Origin of the sequence: Mycobacterium gordonae (assembly GCF_001417955.2) — a bacterium.
Taxonomy (GTDB): Bacteria; Actinomycetota; Actinomycetes; order Mycobacteriales; family Mycobacteriaceae; genus Mycobacterium; species Mycobacterium gordonae_B.
The window spans coordinates 14613-32825 of the sequence record NZ_LKTM01000293.1 but is presented as its reverse complement, the minus strand read 5'-3'; the positions used below and the strand labels follow the sequence as shown (position 1 = coordinate 32825).

14 protein-coding genes are annotated in these 18213 nt (G+C 67.5%); 9 read left to right on the top strand and 5 right to left on the bottom strand.

Annotated features, from left to right (window positions below; all coding sequences use genetic code 11):
* A complete protein-coding gene (locus tag AO501_RS19670; protein ID WP_055579296.1) occupies nucleotides 1-459 on the top strand; it encodes a DUF350 domain-containing protein in 459 nt (152 codons plus the stop codon).
* Nucleotides 460-557: 98 nt separating this feature from the next.
* Here the strand turns inward: AO501_RS19670 and AO501_RS19665 are convergent, their stop codons facing one another.
* On the bottom strand, nucleotides 558-2033 hold the full coding sequence (locus AO501_RS19665; protein WP_055579316.1) for a PE family protein: 1476 nt from the start codon (nucleotides 2031-2033) through the stop codon (nucleotides 558-560).
* Nucleotides 2034-2113: 80 nt separating this feature from the next.
* Nucleotides 2114-3427 (bottom strand): cytochrome P450, encoded by a 1314-nt coding sequence (locus AO501_RS19660; protein ID WP_055579295.1) that lies wholly within the window; start codon nucleotides 3425-3427, stop codon nucleotides 2114-2116.
* Nucleotides 3428-3499: 72 nt separating this feature from the next.
* Between AO501_RS19660 and AO501_RS19655 the strand changes: the two genes are divergently transcribed.
* The gene (locus tag AO501_RS19655; protein ID WP_055579294.1) at nucleotides 3500-4519 is read left to right on the top strand and encodes an AraC family transcriptional regulator; all 1020 of its coding nucleotides are present in this window, start codon (nucleotides 3500-3502) and stop codon (nucleotides 4517-4519) included.
* Between the two features lie 47 nt (nucleotides 4520-4566).
* Nucleotides 4567-5199, top strand: a complete 633-nt coding sequence (locus AO501_RS36135; RefSeq protein ID WP_082658732.1) for a hypothetical protein — start codon at nucleotides 4567-4569, stop codon at nucleotides 5197-5199.
* On the opposite strand, the gene AO501_RS40290 is transcribed toward AO501_RS36135, so the two are convergent.
* The 3 genes from AO501_RS40290 to AO501_RS19640 all read right to left on the bottom strand — a co-directional run bounded on the left by AO501_RS40290 (nucleotide 5086) and on the right by AO501_RS19640 (nucleotide 9929).
* Entirely contained in the window at nucleotides 5086-7116 is a 2031-nt protein-coding gene (locus AO501_RS40290) for an alanine racemase (protein ID WP_063892895.1), read from the bottom strand. The two genes, AO501_RS36135 and AO501_RS40290, sit on opposite strands and share 114 nt — an antisense overlap.
* 9 nt (nucleotides 7117-7125) lie before the next feature.
* The gene (locus AO501_RS19645; protein ID WP_197419905.1) at nucleotides 7126-8742 is read right to left on the bottom strand and encodes an LGFP repeat-containing protein; all 1617 of its coding nucleotides are present in this window, start codon (nucleotides 8740-8742) and stop codon (nucleotides 7126-7128) included.
* A 236-nt stretch (nucleotides 8743-8978) separates the two neighbouring features.
* Nucleotides 8979-9929 carry a hypothetical protein gene (locus AO501_RS19640; RefSeq protein ID WP_197419903.1) on the bottom strand — a complete coding sequence of 317 codons (951 nt, stop codon included), beginning with the start codon at nucleotides 9927-9929 and terminating at the stop codon, nucleotides 8979-8981.
* A 234-nt stretch (nucleotides 9930-10163) separates the two neighbouring features.
* On the opposite strand from AO501_RS19640, the gene glf reads away from it, so the two are divergent.
* The 6 genes from glf (at nucleotide 10164) to ag85A (ending at nucleotide 18138) form a co-directional block, all read left to right on the top strand.
* Nucleotides 10164-11357, top strand: coding sequence for a UDP-galactopyranose mutase (gene glf / locus AO501_RS19635; protein WP_055579291.1), 1194 nt, complete (start codon nucleotides 10164-10166; stop codon nucleotides 11355-11357).
* Nucleotides 11354-13258, top strand: coding sequence for a glycosyltransferase (locus AO501_RS19630; RefSeq protein WP_055579290.1), 1905 nt, complete (start codon nucleotides 11354-11356; stop codon nucleotides 13256-13258). Before glf ends, AO501_RS19630 begins: the two co-directional genes overlap by 4 nt.
* Nucleotides 13251-13790, top strand: a complete 540-nt coding sequence (locus tag AO501_RS19625; RefSeq protein WP_055579289.1) for a phosphatase PAP2 family protein — start codon at nucleotides 13251-13253, stop codon at nucleotides 13788-13790. The genes AO501_RS19630 and AO501_RS19625 overlap by 8 nt, the downstream gene beginning before the upstream one ends.
* A gap of 11 nt (nucleotides 13791-13801) precedes the next feature.
* On the top strand, nucleotides 13802-14737 hold the full coding sequence (locus AO501_RS19620) for a decaprenyl-phosphate phosphoribosyltransferase (protein ID WP_371935028.1): 936 nt from the start codon (nucleotides 13802-13804) through the stop codon (nucleotides 14735-14737).
* Nucleotides 14724-16703 (top strand): terminal beta-(1->2)-arabinofuranosyltransferase, encoded by a 1980-nt coding sequence (gene aftB / locus AO501_RS19615; RefSeq protein ID WP_371934987.1) that lies wholly within the window; start codon nucleotides 14724-14726, stop codon nucleotides 16701-16703. The genes AO501_RS19620 and aftB overlap by 14 nt, the downstream gene beginning before the upstream one ends.
* Before the next feature lie 391 nt (nucleotides 16704-17094).
* On the top strand, nucleotides 17095-18138 hold the full coding sequence (gene ag85A, locus AO501_RS19610) for a diacylglycerol acyltransferase/mycolyltransferase Ag85A (protein WP_055579286.1): 1044 nt from the start codon (nucleotides 17095-17097) through the stop codon (nucleotides 18136-18138).
* Nucleotides 18139-18213 lie beyond the last annotated feature (75 nt).

The following is an 18213-nucleotide window of genomic DNA, read 5'->3' as shown; positions in this document are numbered from 1 at the left end:
ATGACGACGACGATTGTTGCGCTGCCGCATTCGGATTACTGGAGTTGGTTGGGGCGGGGCGCCGGCGCCATCGTGCTCTACTCGATCCTGGGCCTGGTGCTGATGATCATCGGCTTCTACGCCATCGATCTGACCACGCCGGGCCCGCTGCGCAAGATGGTCAACGCGGGCAAGCCGAACGCCATCCTGGTGGCCGCGGCCGGGATGGTCAGCATGGCTTTCATTGTGGTGATTGCGATCTACTCGTCGTCGGGCAACTTGCGGGAGGGGCTGTTGGCGTCGGCGGTCTTCGGGCTGGTCGGCATCGCCGCCCAGGTGGTGATGATGCGGATCGCGACCGTGGTGATCGGCATCGACATGGATACGCTGTTCCACTCCGACGAATTCAGCTACGACGCATTGATGGTGGCGGCGGCGCAGTTCGCGCTCGGGATCGTGGTGTCGGTAGCGATTCTCTGAGCGGGTGGCCTGTCACAGGAGCCACTTTGGTACCTGGAAGCCGGGCGCACATGGCTCGGAAATGTGATACCGCGGGCGATATCAGATTCGAGGGGATGTCATGCCGCGGGTTTGATCGCCAGGGCCAGCTGCTGGGGCGTGTAGTTCACCAGCAAGGGCGCGAGTCCCATGAATGGCGTGCCGAAGACGGTGACATCGAACGGGTTGACGATGCCCGGTAGATGGGGGTCGACCGTGGCTGTAACCGGGTGTGGTGCGACGAGAATTCCGTCGACCGGCAGATGCAGTGTGATTGTCACGCTCTGGGGGGGCAGCCCGAATGGAAGGTTCGTCGGGACCTGGATCACGCTGTCAACGGTACTGTGCGCGTTGAAGAATCCATTCAGTATGTTGGCGGGGGCATCGATGAGGGTGCTGGCCGCCCCCACGAAATCGCCTGTCGCTAAAGCGCCTTCGAAGGTCTGAAAGCTGCTCGCCATTGCGTTCAGGGCTGAGAACGGCGCACCGGCCGCCGCATAGGTGAACACCAGCGGCAACCCGAAGTACGCGCTCAGCGTTCCGGTTGCGGTCAGCGGTTGGTTGAGAATTGCCGTAATGCTCGGCAATGTCAGGGTATTGAGTACGTTGGTGAAATTCTGCCCTATGTGACGCAGCAACGGTGGGCTGGTCAGGTTGGTCAGGAACTGCGCCTCTTGGCTGGGCAGGTTCATGATGGTGAAAAAGTCGCCGAGCGGGCCCAGCACCTTCGGACTCAGGGTCGCGGTGAACCCGATGGGTAGGTTCGCGGTGACGGTCACCGGGCCGGGGTCGAATCCGGTCACCAAGAGGTGTTCAAACGCCAGCCCTACGTCGGATACCGCACCGGTGTAATCGCCGGCCAATAGCGCACCGAAGGCGACCTGCATTTCGGCGCCGAATCGCGGCAGACCGGCCACCAGCGTGCCCATCCCGTTCACCGCAGAGGTCACGAATGTCTGCGCGAAGCCGATCTGGGTGGCGATGAACTGCTGGATGTACTGCGCCGCGGGGAAGGTCGCGAACTGCTGGATAGCCGCTTCGATCGCCGCCGGCAGGTTCGGCAGGTTGGCGGGGATGTTCGCGACAGCAGTCGCGATCTGCTGCGCATAGCCCACTTGGTTGGCCAGGAATTGGCGGAAGAACGGGAACGGGTTCGCCGCCCAAGCGCTGCCGAGGGCTTGCAGGTTGGCGGTGGTATTGGCGATGAGCTGCCCGTAGGCGCCACCCGGAACGGCCGGGGCCGCGCTGGGCGCGTTCCCGAGAACGGCTGCAGCGTTTGCTATTTCGGCGCTCACGTACGCCGACGCGCTACCGTTCAGCAGGCGCAGGAAGTCGGCGTGATACGAGGACACCTGCGCGCTGACGGCTTGAAACTCCTGACCGAAACCGCCGAACGCTTGCGCGATGGCCGCCGAAACCTCGTCTGCGGCGGCGGCCGCGATCCCGGTGGTGGGCATCGTTGCGGTCGTCGTCGCCGTCTGCAGTGACGAGCCGATACCCGCCAGATCTTCGGCGGCAGCCGTGACCCAGTCCGGCGTAGTGACCAAGTAAGACATGGCCGAATCCCCTCGAATGACTTCCCCGCCGATCCGAGCGTAATCCCAGGCGAAGCCCGAGCGCGGGAGATTCGCCGAACTCAGCGGCGGGTCAGCCGCACCGGCACCGAAACGGGTCCTCGCAGCGACGGCGTGATGCTCCACCTGACGGGCCCGGCCAGTTCCAATCCGTCCACCTCGTCCAGGAGGCAATCGATGGCCGTGGCCGTTTCGAGCCGCGCCAGATGAGCTCCCAGGCAGAAGTGCAGTCCGTGCCCGAACGCGAGATGTCCGGTGGTGTTGCGGTGGATGTCGAAGCGGTCCGGGTCGCCGAACTTGGCGGGATCCCGGTTGGCCGCCCCGTAGAACAGCAAAGCCCTTGCGCCCTTGGGGATTACCGTGCCGCCGACTGGGTAGTCAGCGGTAGCCGTCCGGGTCACCCACTGCACCGGCGAACCCCACCGCGCCGTCTCTTCGACCGCTGCGTACAGACGGCGGCGGTCGGCCTTCAGTTCGGCGAACAACTCCGGGTCCTCGGCGAGCCGGATCAGCAGCATGCCCAGCAGGTTGGTGGTCGTCTCGTTGCCTGCCACCAGCAGGACGAGCACATAGAGAAACGCCTCATTATCGGTGAGTTCGCCCGCAGCAACGGCCACCTGCAGGCGAGTTAGCAGGTCATCAGCGGGTTCTGTTGCACGCGTCCGGATTTCGGTGTCGGAGAAACTGCGCAGTCGCAGGTAGGCCTGCATCGCCGAGCCCATCATGCGCACGATCTGTGGCAGCGACCGCGGGGCGAATACCTGCGCGAACTTCTCTGACACCGCGCGAAACCCCGGCCACTGATCCCGCGGTATACCCAGGATGTTGGCGATGACGTTGATGGGCATCGGGATGGTCAGCGCCGGAACGAGATCCACGACGTCACCTCGCCTGAGCCCCGCGATTGCCTCGTCGGCCAGCGCGCGGATGTCCGTCGTCCACGCCTGGACTGCACGCTTGGTGAACACGGGTGCCACGATGTGGCGCAGCCGAGTGTGATCCGGCGGGTCGGTGAAGACCACCATGTTCGCCACGAACGATCGCAGCGCGATGCCGTCTCGCGAGGTGAAGGTGGCGTTGTCGCGGACCGCGGAATGCACATCGTCGTAGCGCCCCAACATCCAGACGCCGAGACGTTCGTTGATCACCACGGGGTGCTCCCGAATTCGCCGATAGTCGGGAAAGGGATCGGCGATGTTGCGGACGAGTGTGGGGTCGAACGTCGTGCGCGGTATCGAGGCGGGGGCGGAGTTGGGGCGGGGCCGGCGCAGATCCCGGTACCCCCCGGTGGCGACTGGACGCCACAGGTCGGCCACCGAACTGCGGGCCGCCGAGACGAGCGCCAGTGGTGCGGGCCGGAGCAAGTCGGTCGCCATGCAACGACGCTAAAGCCCGGGTCGCAGCCTGATAATGGCCGATCCAGACAGACATTTGATATTTTCGGACGCATGCCTGGCGCCGTCGCCCCCATGTGGGACGTCGCGCTGTCCTCGGCAACCGGCCGGCACATTCTGGAAACCGCCCGGCGGCGTGGCCTCGACCCGACGGTGTGCCTGGCAGGAACCGGAATGACGGCGGAGCAACTGCAGGACCCGGCCACCGAGATCTACGCCAGCCAGGAGCTGACGATGATCCGCAACCTGATCGGCCGCCTCGGCGACCAACCGGGGCTGGGTATGGAAACCGGGATGCAGTACAACCTCGCCGACACCGGGATTTTCGGATACGCGCTGATGGCCAGCCCCACCTTCGGTGACGCCATCGACGTCGCCTGCCGTTACGCCGCCCTGGCGGACTCCTATGTGTGCCTGGAAGCTCCCGAAGTGACCGCCCCCGAAGCCGTCATCATCTTCGACGACAGTCAGATTCCACGGGACATCCGGCGGTTCGTCAGCGAACGCGATTTCGCGATCATGCTGCGGCTGCTGCCGCTGCTGTTGGGGGCCAACACCACGCCGGTGACGGTGCGGATGGAGTTGGCGGACCTGGAAATGCCGGTCGACACGGTGACGTTGGACAACTTGACCGTCGTCGTCGGCACCGGGCCGCGCAACGCGCTGATCCTGCCGTCCGACCTCGTCGAGCGGAGCATGCCGGCAGCCGACGCGCAGACGGCGGCGATCTGCATCCGCCAGTGCGAAGAGTTGCTGAACCGGCGACGCACCCGGCGCGGGTTCTCGGCGACCGTCCGGACCCGGTTGATCCAGGACTCGGCGGAGATTCCGTCGATGACGACGGTCGCGAAAGAGCTGTGTATCACCGAGCGCACCCTGCACCGCCGGCTGGCCGGCGAAGGCACCAGCTATCGCGCACTGCTCGACGAGGTGCGCGCCGCACTGGCCGGCGAACTCTTGAAATCCGGGCTCACCGTCGAGGAGACCGCACAACGGCTCGGATACTCCGAAACGGCCGCCTTCACCCGCGCCCACATCCGGTGGAACGGGCATCCGCCCAGCCGGCGCCGATGACTTAAGCCTCTGCCCGGCTGCCGCGGGCGTGACTAGCCTCAGCATCCATGGGTAACCGCAGGCCGCTGCTCGGCGCGCTGATGGCGGCGGGCGGCGTCGCGGGCTTGTACAACTGGCTGGGCCGCCCGGTGATGTACAACTGGGGCGCCACCGACGAGGAAGTCGTTGCCGAACTCCCCGGCGACGAACTCGTCCAGCCGGGGGCCGTGCGCACCACCCGCGGGATCACCGTGGCCGCGCCGCCGGCGGCGATCTGGCCGTGGCTGGCACAGATCGGCGAGGACCGCGGCGGCTTCTACAGCTACGACTGGCTGGAACGCCTGGTGGGCACCCGGATCCACAACGCCGACACCGTCCACCCGGAGTGGCAGAACGTGAAAGTCGGCGACCCGGTCTGGCTGGCCCGCCGCTACGGCAGCAACGGGTGCCAAGTGGTCGCGGCGGTGGAACCCGAGTCGCATCTGGTGTTGATGTCGCGTGCGGACTTCGAGCGGGTGCAGCGCGGCGAGAAGGCCGTCGCGTCCTGGGCGTTCTATCTGCGCCCGCAGAATGGCGCCACCCGCCTGCTAGCCCGTGGCACCGGGGGCGTGGCCGGGATGGCCTTCTTCGACATCCCGCACTTCGTGATGGAACGCGGGATGCTGCGCGGTATCGGCAAGCGCGCCGCTTGTGTGCGCTGATACGTTGTCCCGCAGTGTCTTTGGCGGGACGGTATTCGCGATCAGCGAGGTGCCGTCGATGGTGCGCGGGCGGTAGGTGAGGGTGGGCAGCCGTTCGGTCATGATGGCCACCGGGTCGGCGAGGCATTCCGGAAGCCCGGACAGGAATGCCCACTCGTGCTCGTCACTGCCGAAATAGACCACGGTGTCGAAAGTTTCGTGGAATCGATGCCAGGACGAAAGCAACGTCGCATTACGCCACAGCGTGGGGCAACCCGCCTGGTCGACCACCACGCGACCGATCTCGCGGCACTTCCGCAGGAAGCCGGTGTCGTACAGGCGGTTGTGCTGCGCGGGCTCCGAGCGCTCGTCGGGCAGGTCCACCACCACGATGTCGTAGGGCGTCGTGGCCCGGTCCACGAAGTCCCAACCGTCCCGGTAATGCATGGTGATCGGTCCGAGTCCCTCTTCTGCCCTGCGCAATTCGTCGGGGGAGTACCCGTAGGGCAGGTGCTCGGCGCACAACCGCACCGCATCGCGATCGATGTCGACGTGGTCGACGTGGGTGGCGCCGGCGGCGACGGCCATCTGACTCACCACGCCCTCCCCGGAGCCGATGATCAGGACCCGCTCGATGTGACCGGCGAGCAACAACGCGGGCACCAGCAGTGCTTCGTGGTAGACCAGCTGACTGAACTCAGTGCTCTGGCGTTCGCCGTCGCTGAACAGCGCCATGCCCTGCTCGGTGCGGCCGATCACCAGCTCCTGGTAAGGGGTTCGCACGTCACAGATCACCTCGGACAGCGTCCAGTTCCGGGTGAGCCCCGGTGCCAGCGGTTCCACTATCGTGCGGCCCAGACCGCAACGCGGATCGAAATACGTTGGCAGCGGCGGGAACCCGTTGAACCAGACGGAGGCATAACTTCCGGTGTACGCGCCGGTGTCGCAGATCTCGACCTCGTCACCCGCGCGCAGCGTGACCGGCAGCGCACAGCGCTGATACAGCACGTCGTCACCGTCGCACGTCGGCCCGGCCAGCACGGCGTCTGCGACCGCATCACCGTCGCGCCGGGTCCGCAGTCGGTAACGGATGTACTCGTTCTCGGTTTCGGCGAGACCGCTGTAGCGGCCGACGTCGAGGTACACCCAGCGCCGACCGTCGGTTCCGGTCCGAACGGCCACCACCTCGCACGCAATGGTGCCGGCGGAGCCGACGATCACCCGACCCGGTTCCAGGACCAATCGTGGTGGCTGCGAACCGAAATGCCGACTCATCGCCGATGAGATGAGCTCGGCGACCACCTGGAGATCCGGTGCGGCGCCGGCGTACGGAAGGGGGAAACCGCCGCCGGCGTTGACCGTCGCCAGCCCGCCGACCGCGTCGAATACCGAAGCGGCACTCGCGATACCAAGTTCCCACGCGGAGACGTCGAGTTGCTGCGAGCCGACGTGAAAGCTGACGCCCTCGGCGACCAGACCCCAGGACCGGGCGCGGTTGAGCAGTTGGGCGGCATGGGCGGGAGCGCATCCGAATTTGTGGCCGAACGGAGTCACCGACGATGGAAACGCCGGGGCTATCCGGCATTCCACCCCGGCTCCGGGCGCATGTTCGGCCAGTACGGCAAGGTCGTGTTCGGTGTCGAAGGCGAACAGTCGCACCCCTCGCGCATAGGCTGTCGCCACCGCTTCCGGTTTCTTGACGGTATTGCCGAATGCCAGCCGATCACCGTCGATCTCCGCGGCGAGGCAGGCATCGGCCTCGCCCACCGAGGCGACGTCGAAAGCGGATCCCTCGGCGGCCAACAGTCGCAGGATGGGTTCGGCGGGGTTCGCCTTGACCGCATAGCGGATGCTCGCATCCGGCAGCGCCGACCGCAGCGTCCGGAAATTGTCGCGCACCCGATCGAGATCGATCCTCAGATAGGGCGTTTCGGGCACCCCAGCAGACTAGTTGGGCGGGTGCGACGGCAACGAGAAGTGTTCCGGCGGCACGTTCGGGCCGCTGGGGGGCTGCGTCGAGAGTGGCGTCGTGACACCGTCGAGAACCTGGGTCATGTTGCCGGTCAGCCGTTCGAAGTTCAGCGTCCCGTGCACGAAGTTCTGGCTGATCCGCAGCGGCTCCTGGATCTCCGCGCTGGTCGGCAGCCCGAGCGGGCCGTGCTCGTAGCTCTGCGCCGCCCAGGCGTCATAGATGGCGCCGGTGATGGGTTGCACGCCGGTGGCCGGCGACCAGTACATGGCACCCTTGGCGAAGGTGACGAATCGCGATCCGTCTGCGCCGTCGGCCTCCGGCGATGTGGGGGCACCCAGCACGCTGGTCATCCCGCCCATCGCCTGCCAGTGCTCGTAGATCGCGCCGCCCTCCAGCGCCTTGATCAACTCTTCCGGGGGGTCGTTGAAATGCGCTGCGATGTCCCGGATCTCGTCCATCAGCGCGTAGGCGGCGTTGCCCGGGCAGTCGGTGTTGCCGACGTCGCGGTGGGTGAAGATGGTCGGCAACTTGGCTATCGCGCCGCCCGGGTAGGTGGTGTAGGAGCTGCCGGCGGAGACCAGTTCCACCATGCCCTTCGGGTCGACCTCGGCCAGCCCGAGACGCCACCCCAACAGCCGTCCGACGGTGCGGATCTGCACCGGGGTGGGCGCCACGTCGTCGAAGTTGCCGAGCATGGCCACGCCCCAGGTCTCCCGGTTGAATCCGCCGGTGTGGAACGCCTCGACCGGCTTGGTGAGCCCGCCGGCGCTGCCTTCGAATACCTGTCCGTACTTGTCGACCAGGGCGTTGTACGCGATGTCGCACCAGCCCAGGGTCTTGCTGTGGTAGGTGTAGATCGCCTTGACGATGCCGGCCGACTCCAGCGGCGAGTAGTCGTTGCTGCCCGCGGTGTGGTGGATCACCGCCGCCCGCACACTGCGGTCGTATTCCGGGCTGCCGCAGCGCAGCGACTCGTCGGCACCCCACTCCGCCCGGCTGATGATCTGCGGCGCCTGGCCCGGCATGGTGACCCCGGTCGGCGGCGTCCAGTGGGTCTCCGCGGGCGCCTGCGGCGGCGAGATGAGGATCGCGTTGATGTTCTGGCCGAACGGCTGTTCCTTGGTGGCCGGCCGGTAGCCCAGATCACCGGCGTGCGACGGAGTCGGAGGCGCCTGCGTCACCGGGGCGTCGACCGGCCTGGTGACGGCGATTTCCACCGCCGTCGTGGTGCCGACGAACACCGGGTCGGTACTGCGCGGCTCCGCCGCCACACCGTTGGGTGCGGACGTCTGGTATTCGGTCTGGTACCACGGCCCCCACGACCCGTCGGGCTTCTTGGCGCGCACGCGGGCCGACGTGCCGGCCAGGTCGCCGGTGAGTGCGACCAGCGAGAACGGCGTGTCCTGGGTCAGTTCACGGACGGTGACGCCGCCACCGAGGCCGACCAGCGGCTGCTCGGCGAGTTGAGTGTCGCGCGCCGGGGGCGGGACGTGGCTCGCGGCGGGCGGGCGCATCAGCACCCATGACACGATGACGACCGTCGCCAGGGCGGCGGTGAGCAACATCGTGGGTGCGCGACCGCGGGACACCAGGCGATGTTACGTGTGTGCCTGATGTTTCTTCTGAGGCGACACGGCCTTTCCGACGAGCAGACGCGAAATCACCCCGGAGCGTGCGCTCCAAGGGCGATTTTGTGTCTGCTCGCGGGGGGAAAGCGGGGGGAAAGTGCTCCAAGCTGTCGACGACACCGCAGAGGATTTGGGACTGGGCGGGTTGCCGGGACCCGATCCAGAGCCGACTCTGCGGTGCCGTCACGTGACAGGCTTCGTTAAACCGGTGGCGCCCCCGCCACCGCTGCCGCCGGTATTGCCGGCACCGCGGCGGCGGGTGCCCCCGCCGCGGGTAGGGCCGGCACGGCGGGTACCCCGGGCACGCCCGCGGTAGGCAGGACCGGCGCCAGGCCGGCTGCGCCGGGCAGCGCCGGTGCCGCACCGGCGGCCGCCGGAGCACCGGCTGCGCCACCCTGCACCTGCTGCATGATCGCCGGCATGATCAGACCCTTCAGCAGGTCGATCGCCTGGCTCGCGCCCAGCTGGTTGGCCGCCTGCATCAGGTCGCTGACCAGGCCGCCGCCACCGCTGCTTCCGCCGGCCGGCGAGACCGGCGACAGGCCGGTGCCGCCACCGCCGAGTCCGGAGGTGTCTCCCAGGATCGGGTACGTGCCGTCAGCGCCCGGGTCCAGCCCGACTGGCGCGCTGATCGGGACCTCACCGGTGGCGGTGGCCGGGCTCAGCGCCGACGGGCTCGTCAGGCCGGGGGCCACACCGGTGGGGCTGGTCAGCGCAGGGTTGACACCCGTGCCGGTGGCAGCCGTCGGAGGGGTCAGCCCCGGCAGGGCGCCGGGCGTCGTCGGCGTCAGGCCCGGGCTGGCCAGGCCGGGAGTCGTACCCAGCCCGGTGGTGCCCAGGCCCGGGCTGGCCAGCCCGGGAGTGGTGCCCAATCCGGTGGTGCCCAGGCCGGTGCTCGCTCCGCCGGTACCGCCGAGCGCGGGGACCGGCGGCAGGTTGACTCCGAACTGCGACAGGCCCTGGGACAGGGCGGAGATCAGCTCGTTGGGCAGGTCGGCGACACTGGCCGCCCGCTTGAACTCGTGGTGCTCCACCGGCTTGACGTCGGCGGTCGATTCGTAGACAAGAAAGTAAGCACACGGACTTGCGACGGCCAGGGCGGCGACCGCGCTCATAGTCTTCGAGAGCTTGCGTCGGCGTCGGTTCGGCACGGAAGTCTCCTCAATCTGGATTATGTGGAGCGGGGTCGGAGACCCACATGACCGATGGTACGAGTGAGAATGGTGTGACTACTGTGGCGATATCGAATCGTGAGGTGAGTGGTTCGAAGGTGTGACGTTGACCCGACGGCACGCCGCTCTTCTGGCCGGCACCTGGGAAAACCCGGGCCGGGCCGACCCGCCAAGTCGGGTTTTGGCAGCAAGGTCGGATACCCTAGGCAACCGATGACCGCACGTTATGACCTATATGTCGTCGGCTCCGGATTTTTCGGCCTGACGATCGCCGAGCGCGTGGCCACCCAACTCGACAAGCGCGTTCTTGTTGTCGAGCGGCGCCCGCACCTCGGCGGTAACGCCTATTCCGAACCGGAACCGCAGACCGGGATCGAAGTCCACAAGTACGGCGCGCACCTGTTCCACACCTCCAATAAGAAGGTGTGGGACTACGTGCGGCAGTTCACCGACTTCACCGGCTACCAGCACCGGGTGTTCGCCATGCACAACGGCCAGGCCTATCAGTTCCCGATGGGCCTGGGCCTGGTGTCGCAGTTCTTCGGAAGGTATTTCACCCCTGAAGAGGCACGCGCCCTCATCGCCGAGCAGGCGTCGGAGATCGACACGGCCGATGCGCAGAACCTGGAAGAGAAGGCCATCTCACTGATCGGCCGGCCGCTGTACGAGGCCTTCGTCAAGGGCTACACCGCCAAGCAGTGGCAGACCGACCCCAAAGAGTTGCCCGCGGCCAACATCACCCGCCTGCCGGTGCGCTACACCTTCGACAACCGCTACTTCAGCGACACCTATGAGGGCCTGCCGGTCGACGGCTACACCACCTGGTTGCAGAACATGGCCGCCGACGACCGCATCGAGGTGCGGCTGGACACCGACTGGTTCGACGTCCGCGACGAGCTGCGTGCGGCCAACCCAGACGCTCCGGTGGTCTACACCGGACCGCTGGACCGCTACTTCGACTACGCCGAAGGGCGGCTGGGCTGGCGGACACTGGACTTCGAACTCGAAGTTCTTCCGTTCGGGGATTTCCAGGGCACCCCGGTGATGAATTACAACGACCCCGACGTGCCCTACACCCGCATTCACGAGTTCCGCCACTTCCACACCGAGCGCGACTACCCGACCGACAAGACGGTGATCATGCGCGAGTACTCCCGGTTCGCCGAAGACGACGACGAGCCCTACTATCCGATCAATACCGAGGCCGACCGCGCCCTGTTGGCCGCCTACCGGAACAGGGCGAAGTCCGAGACCGCGACAGCCAAGGTGCTGTTCGGCGGACGCTTGGGCACCTACCAGTATCTGGATATGCATATGGCCATTGCCAGCGCTTTGAGCATGTACGACAACGTCCTCGCGCCGCACCTGCGCGACGGCGCCCCCCTGGTGGCGGAGGCTGCTTCATGACCGCCGTCAGCCTGCTGTCGCGCATCATCCTGCCGCGTCCCGGCGAGCCCCTCGACGTGCGAAAGCTGTACCTCGAGGAGTCGACCACCAACGCCCGCCGGGCCCACGCCACCAGCCGCACCTCGCTGCAGATCGGCGGCGAGTCCGAGGTGTCGTTCGCGACCTACTTCAACGCGTTCCCGGCCAGCTACTGGCGGCGCTGGTCGACCTGCACGTCGGTGGTGCTGCGCGTCGAGCTGGCCGGCACCGGGCGCATCGACCTCTACCGGACCAAGGCCACCGGGGCCCGGATCTTCATCGAGGGACGCGGATTCAGCGGCTCCGATGACAACCCCGCCGCGCTCGAGATCGAGGTCAGCCTGCAGCCGTTCGAGGACGGCGGCTGGATCTGGTTCGACATCACCACCGACTCCAAGGGCACGCTGCTCAACGGCGGCTGGTACGCGCCCACCCCGGCACCGGGGACGGCCAACGTCGCCGTCGGCATCCCGACCTTCAACCGGCCCGCGGACTGCGTCAACGCGCTGCGCGAACTCACCGCCGACCCGTTGGTCGACGAGGTGATCGGTGCGGTGATCGTGCCGGATCAGGGTGCCCGCAAGGTGCGTGACCACCCGGATTTCGCGGCCGCGGCCGAGGGACTGGGTGCGCGGCTGTCCATCCATGACCAGCCCAACCTGGGTGGTTCCGGCGGTTACAGCCGGGTGATGTATGAGGCGCTGAAAAACACCGACTGCCAACAGATCCTGTTCATGGACGACGACATCCGCATCGAGCCGGACTCGATCCTGCGGGTGCTGGCGATGAGCCGGTTCGCCAGAACCCCGATGCTGGTCGGCGGGCAGATGCTCAATCTGCAGGAGCCGTCACACCTGCACATCATGGGCGAGGTGGTGGACCGGTCGAACTTCATGTGGACCGCCGCGCCGCACGCCGAGTACGACCACGACTTCGCCGAGTACCCGCTCTACGACAGCGAGGACAAGAGCAAGCTGCTGCACCGGCGCATCGACGTCGACTACAACGGCTGGTGGACGTGCATGATCCCGCGGCAGGTCGCCGAGGAGCTGGGTCAGCCGCTGCCGCTGTTCATCAAGTGGGACGACGCCGACTACGGCCTGCGGGCCGCCGAGCACGGCTATCCGACCGTCACGCTGCCCGGCGCCGCGATCTGGCATATGGCCTGGAGCGACAAGGACGACGCCATCGACTGGCAGGCCTACTTCCATCTGCGCAACCGGTTGGTGGTCGCCGCGATGCACTGGGACGGTGACGTCTCCGGGCTGGTCCGCAGCCACCTCAAGGCGACGCTCAAACACCTTGCCTGCCTTGAATATTCGACGGTCGAGATTCAGAACCGGGCGATCGACGACTTCCTGGCCGGCCCCGAGCACATCTTCTCGATCCTGGAATCTGCGCTGCCGGAAATCCGCCAGATGCGGACCGCCTACCCGGATGCGGTGGTGCTGCCGGCGGCCAGCGAGCTGCCCGCGCCCCTGCACAAGAACAAGGTGATGAAGCCGCCGGTGAACCCGGTGGTGATCAGCTACCGGCTCGCCCGGGGCATCCTGCACAACCTCAAGGCCGCCGACCCGGCCCACCACGAGCGCCCCGAGTTCAACGTGCCCACCCAGGACGCGCGCTGGTTCCGGCTCTGCACGGTCGACGGCGTCACCGTCACCACCGCCGACGGCTGCGGCGTGGTCTACCGGCAGCGCGACCGGGCCAAGATGTTCTCGCTGCTGCTCGCGTCGTTGCGCCGCCAGCGCCAGTTGGCGCGCCGCTTCGACGAGATGCGCCGGGTCTACCGCGAGGCGTTGCCCGTGCTGTCCAGCAAGCAGAAGTGGGAGATGGTGCTGCCCGTGAACGCCTCGGCCGACGCCACCGCCCGCCATGGATGAACCGGCCGAGCCGCCGCGCGGTGAAGTCGCAGCGATGGTGGCCGTCCAGTCGGCGCTGACGCAGCGCCCCGGAGTACTCCCGACCACCCGCGCGATGTCGCATTTCGGTGAGCACAGCATCGGCTGGCTGGCGATCGCGCTGCTCGGGGCCGTCCTCGACCCGCGCCGGCGCCGCGACTGGGTGGTGGCCGGCATCGGCACCTTCGCCGCGCACGCCGCCGCCGTGGTGGTCAAGCGGGTGGTACGGCGCGAACGGCCGCATCACCCGGCCGTCATGGTCAATGTCGGCACCCCCAGCAAGCTCAGTTTCCCGTCGGCGCACGCGACGTCGACGACGGCCGCGGCGATCCTGCTGGGCCGGGTTACCGGCCTGCCGCTGCCGGTGCTGTTGGTACCGCCCATGGCGCTGTCGCGAATACTGCTGGGTGTGCACTATCCCAGCGACGTCGCCGCCGGCGTTGCTCTCGGTGCCGGGGTTGCCGCCGCAGCCGTCCGGGTGGACAGCGCGGCCCGACGAAGGTTGGTTCGATGAGCGACGATCTGATGGAAGTCAGCGGGGCCCCGAAAAACCTGGTGACCGGGGTGATCAAGGCGATCCGCCCGCGGCAGTGGGTCAAGAACGTGCTGGTGCTGGCGGCACCGCTGGCCGCGGCGGGCAGCGGCGACCACACCCGCCGACGCGACGCGGCCGGACACGTCGTCCCCTACGACTGGGGCGCCATGGGCGTCAAGGTCGCGATCGCCTTCGTGGTGTTCAGCCTGGCGGCCTCGGCCATCTACCTGATCAACGATGTGCGCGACGTCGAGGCCGACCGGGAGCACCCCACCAAGCGGTTCCGGCCCATCGCCGCCGGCGTCGTGCCGCCGTGGCTGGCCTACACGCTGGCCGTGGTGCTGGGCGCCGCCTCGCTCGGACTGTCCTGGTGGCTGACGCCCAACCTGGCCGTGGTCATGGCGGTCTACCTGGTGATGCAACTCGGGTACTGCTTCGGCCTCAAACACCAAGCGGTGATTGACATCTGCATCGTGTCCTCGGCGTACCTGATCCGTGCCATCGCGGGCGGCGCGGCGACCGGCATCCCGCTGTCCCAGTGGTTCCTGCTGACGGCGGCGTTCGGGTCGCTGTTCATGGTGGCCGGCAAGCGGTACGCCGAGCTGCAACTGTCCGAACGCACCGGCGCCCAGATCCGCAAGTCGCTGGAGAGCTACACCAGCACTTATCTGCGGTTCGTCTGGACGCTGTCGGCGACCGCGGTGGTGATGTCCTACGGCTTGTGGGCATTCGAGCGCGACCGCTACTCGGGTTCCTGGTTCGCGGTCTCGATGATCCCGTTCACCATCGCGATCCTGCGCTACGCCGTGGACGTCGACGGAGGGCTCGCCGGGGAGCCCGAGGACATAGCGCTGCGCGACCGCGTGCTGCAGCTTCTGGCCCTGGCGTGGATCGCAACAGTTGGTGCTGCTGTTGCTTTCGGCTAGCGAAAGATTCAAGGCCCTCCAGGCGGCGGCCCTGGCCCGGCGTCCGTCCGTCCGCCGGGTCAAGTGGCCGGTGTTCCCCTACACCACCACGGTGCGCGTCAGCCTGTGGGTGAGTGTCGCGCTGGTCGCGCTGTTGTTCGGCTGGGGTGCCTGGCAGCGCCGCTGGATCGCCGACGACGGGCTGATCGTGCTGCGCACCGTGCGAAACCTGTTGGCCGGCAACGGACCGGTGTTCAACGCGGGTGAGCGGGTGGAGGCCAACACCTCGACCGTCTGGACCTACCTGCTCTATGTGTGCAGCTGGGTGGGCGGGCCGGTCCGGCTGGAGTACGTGGCGCTGGCGGTGGCGCTGACGCTGTCGGTGCTGGGCATCGTGCTGTTGATGCTGGGGACGGGGCGGCTGTACGCGCCCAGTCTGCGTGGCCGCCGCGCGATCGTGCTGCCGGCCGGCGCGCTCGTCTACATCGCCGTGCCCCCGGCGCGTGACTTCGCGACGTCCGGCCTGGAGAGCGGGCTGGTGATGGCCTACGTCGGCCTGTTGTGGTGGATGATGGTTTGCTGGGCGCAGCCGCTGCGGGTGCGCCCGCAAAGCCCGTGGTTCCTCGGTGCGCTGGCGTTCGTCGCCGGCTGCAGCGTGCTGGTACGCCCCGAGTTGGCGCTGATCGGCGGCGCCGCGCTGATCATGATGATGATCGCGGCCCGCACCTGGGCACGCCGCGGGCTGATCGTGCTGGCCGGTGGGCTGCTGCCGGTCGCCTATCAGATCTTCCGGATGGGGTACTACGGGCTGCTGGTCCCGGGCACCGCCCTGGCCAAGGACGCGGCCGGGGACAAGTGGTCGCAGGGGTTGATCTACCTCGCCAACTTCAACGCGCCGTATTCCATCTGGATACCGGTCGTGCTGCTGGTGCCGCTGGGCATCGTGTTGCTGGTGGCCCGGCGCCGGCCCTCGTTCATGCGCCCGACGCTGGCACCTGGCTACGGGCGGGTGGCCCGTGCGGTGCAGAGTCCCGCCGCGGTGGTGACGTGGATGGTGGTCAGTGGACTGCTGCAGGCCCTCTACTGGATCCGTCAGGGCGGCGACTTCATGCACGGACGCGTGTTGTTGACTCCGCTGTTCTGTTTGCTGGCGCCGGTGGCCGTCATCCCGGTGGTGATTCCCGACGGCAAGGATTACTCGAGGGAGGCCGGCTTCTGGCTGGCCGGCGGCGTGAGCGCGCTCTGGCTGGCGGTGGCCGGGTGGTCGCTGTGGGCGGCGAACTCACCCGGCATGGGTGACGACGCCACGCACGTCAGCTACTCGGGCATCGTCGACGAGCGGCGCTTCTACGCGCAGGCGACCGGCCGCGCGCATCCGCTGACCGCCGCGGACTACCTCGACTACCCGCGGATGGCGGCGGTGCTGGTGGCGCTCAACAACACCCCCGACGGTGCGCTGCTGCTGCCGTCGGGCAACTACACGCAGTGGGACCTGGTGCCGATGATCCCGCCGGGCAGCGCGCCCGGCATCCCCGCGGACCAGAAGCCGCAGCACACGGTGTTTTTCACGAACCTGGGGATGCTGGGCATGAACGTCGGGCTGGACGTCAGGGTGATCGACCAGATCGGATTGGCGAACCCGCTGGCGGCGCACACCGAGCGGCTCAAGCACGGCCGCATCGGCCACGACAAGAACCTGTTCCCGGACTGGGTGGTGGCCGACGGGCCGTGGGTGAAGTGGCCGCCGGGCATTCCTGCCTACCTCGACCAGCAGTGGGTCGCCGAGGCCGAGGCCGCGCTGAAGTGCCCCGCGACACAGGCCGTGCTCAATTCGGTGCGAGCCCCGATGACCGTGCGCCGGTTCGTGTCCAATTTCCTGCACGCCTATGAGTTCACGCAGTACCGCATCGACCGGGTGCCGCTCTATGAACTGGTCAAGTGCGGGCTCGAGGTGCCCAAGGTGCCGCCGACGCCGCCACGCGAGTGAACGGTGGTCTCTGAGGCGAAACCGGCATCCACGCGACGCCGCCGGTCAGAATTTTTCTAAGAATCCTTAATCGGCGCGTCGGCGCGGTCGACCCGGCGCTCGGCGAAGACGTACAGCAACATCACATGTGAGCCGTTACCAGCGTGCACCCGGCGATTGGCACATGCGAAAACACGATTTCCGGGCGCCGATCGCGGCTCCGGTAACACCGCGAATCGCCGTCGGATACCGCCGTGCGGGGCGTCCCGGAGGAGAGCGGGAGCCTCAAGGTGTGGTTGACTACGGGTGCACTGCAGCGCCGCGTGCGTGCAGTCTGACCCAATTCGGGACGCTCCCCAGGCACAGCGATGCGTAAGGGTGTGCCCACAAGGATGAGGATGAGGAAGCAAGGATGAAGCTTGTTGACAGGTTTCGTGGCGCCGTGACGGGTATGCCGCGCCGCCTGATGGTGGGTGCCGTTGGTGCGGCGCTGCTGTCTGGGCTGGTGGGCTTCGTCGGTGGCTCCGCGACCGCGAGTGCGTTCTCGCGTCCGGGGCTGCCGGTGGAATACCTGCAGGTGCCCTCGGCGGCGATGGGACGCAGCATCAAGATCCAGTTCCAGAGCGGTGGAGCCAACTCGCCGGCGCTGTACCTGCTCGACGGCATGCGCGCCCAGGACGACTACAACGGTTGGGACATCAACACCCCGGCATTCGAGTGGTACAACCAGTCGGGCATTTCCGTGGTCATGCCGGTCGGCGGCCAGTCCAGCTTCTACAGCGACTGGTACAACCCGGCCTGCGGTAAGGCCGGCTGCACCACCTACAAGTGGGAGACCTTCCTGACCAGCGAGCTGCCCGCCTACCTGGCCAGCAACAAGCAGGTCAAGCCGACCGGCAGCGCCGCGGTTGGTCTGTCGATGGCCGGTTCGTCGGCGCTGATCCTGGCGGCCTACCACCCCGACCAGTTCATCTACGCCGGCTCGCTGTCGGCGCTGCTGGACCCGTCGCAGGCCATGGGCCCGTCGCTGATCGGCCTGGCCATGGGTGACGCCGGTGGCTACAAGGCGTCCGACATGTGGGGCCCCAAGGAGGACCCGGCGTGGCAGCGCAACGACCCGTCGCTGCAGGTCGGCAAGCTGGTCGCCAACAACACCCGCCTGTGGATCTACTGCGGCGACGGTAAGCCGTCGGACCTCGGTGGCAACAACCTGCCCGCCAAGTTCCTGGAGGGCTTCGTGCGGACCAGCAACCTGAAGTTCCAGGAGGCCTACAACGGCGCTGGTGGCCACAACGCGGTGTTCAACTTCGACGCCAACGGCACGCACGACTGGCCGTACTGGGGCGCGCAGCTCAACGCCATGAAGGGTGACCTGCAGAGCACGCTGGGTGCGACCCCCGGCGCTGGTCCCGCCACCGCGGCCGCGGTCGGTGTGAACCAGGGCGCCGGCAACTAATCGCGACTGCGATAAACAACCGTCTGAGGGCGGCGACCCATCCGGGTCGCCGCCCTCAGCGTTAGCTCCCCTTTG

Excerpts from the sequence above, each read along its gene's own strand:
- AO501_RS19670 (WP_055579296.1), top strand. The coding sequence starts at position 1 with ATGACGACGACGATTGTTGCGCTGCCGCATTCGGATTACTGGAGTTGG.
- AO501_RS19620 (WP_371935028.1), top strand. The coding sequence starts at position 13,802 with ATGGAAGTCAGCGGGGCCCCGAAAAACCTGGTGACCGGGGTGATCAAG.
- AO501_RS19660 (WP_055579295.1), bottom strand. The coding sequence starts at position 3,427 with ATGGCGACCGACTTGCTCCGGCCCGCACCACTGGCGCTCGTCTCGGCG.
- AO501_RS19655 (WP_055579294.1), top strand. The coding sequence starts at position 3,500 with ATGCCTGGCGCCGTCGCCCCCATGTGGGACGTCGCGCTGTCCTCGGCA.
- AO501_RS36135 (WP_082658732.1), top strand. The coding sequence starts at position 4,567 with ATGGGTAACCGCAGGCCGCTGCTCGGCGCGCTGATGGCGGCGGGCGGC.
- glf (WP_055579291.1), top strand. The coding sequence starts at position 10,164 with ATGACCGCACGTTATGACCTATATGTCGTCGGCTCCGGATTTTTCGGC.
- AO501_RS19665 (WP_055579316.1), bottom strand. The coding sequence starts at position 2,033 with ATGTCTTACTTGGTCACTACGCCGGACTGGGTCACGGCTGCCGCCGAA.
- AO501_RS19630 (WP_055579290.1), top strand. The coding sequence starts at position 11,354 with ATGACCGCCGTCAGCCTGCTGTCGCGCATCATCCTGCCGCGTCCCGGC.
- AO501_RS19625 (WP_055579289.1), top strand. The coding sequence starts at position 13,251 with ATGGATGAACCGGCCGAGCCGCCGCGCGGTGAAGTCGCAGCGATGGTG.
- ag85A (WP_055579286.1), top strand. The coding sequence starts at position 17,095 with ATGAAGCTTGTTGACAGGTTTCGTGGCGCCGTGACGGGTATGCCGCGC.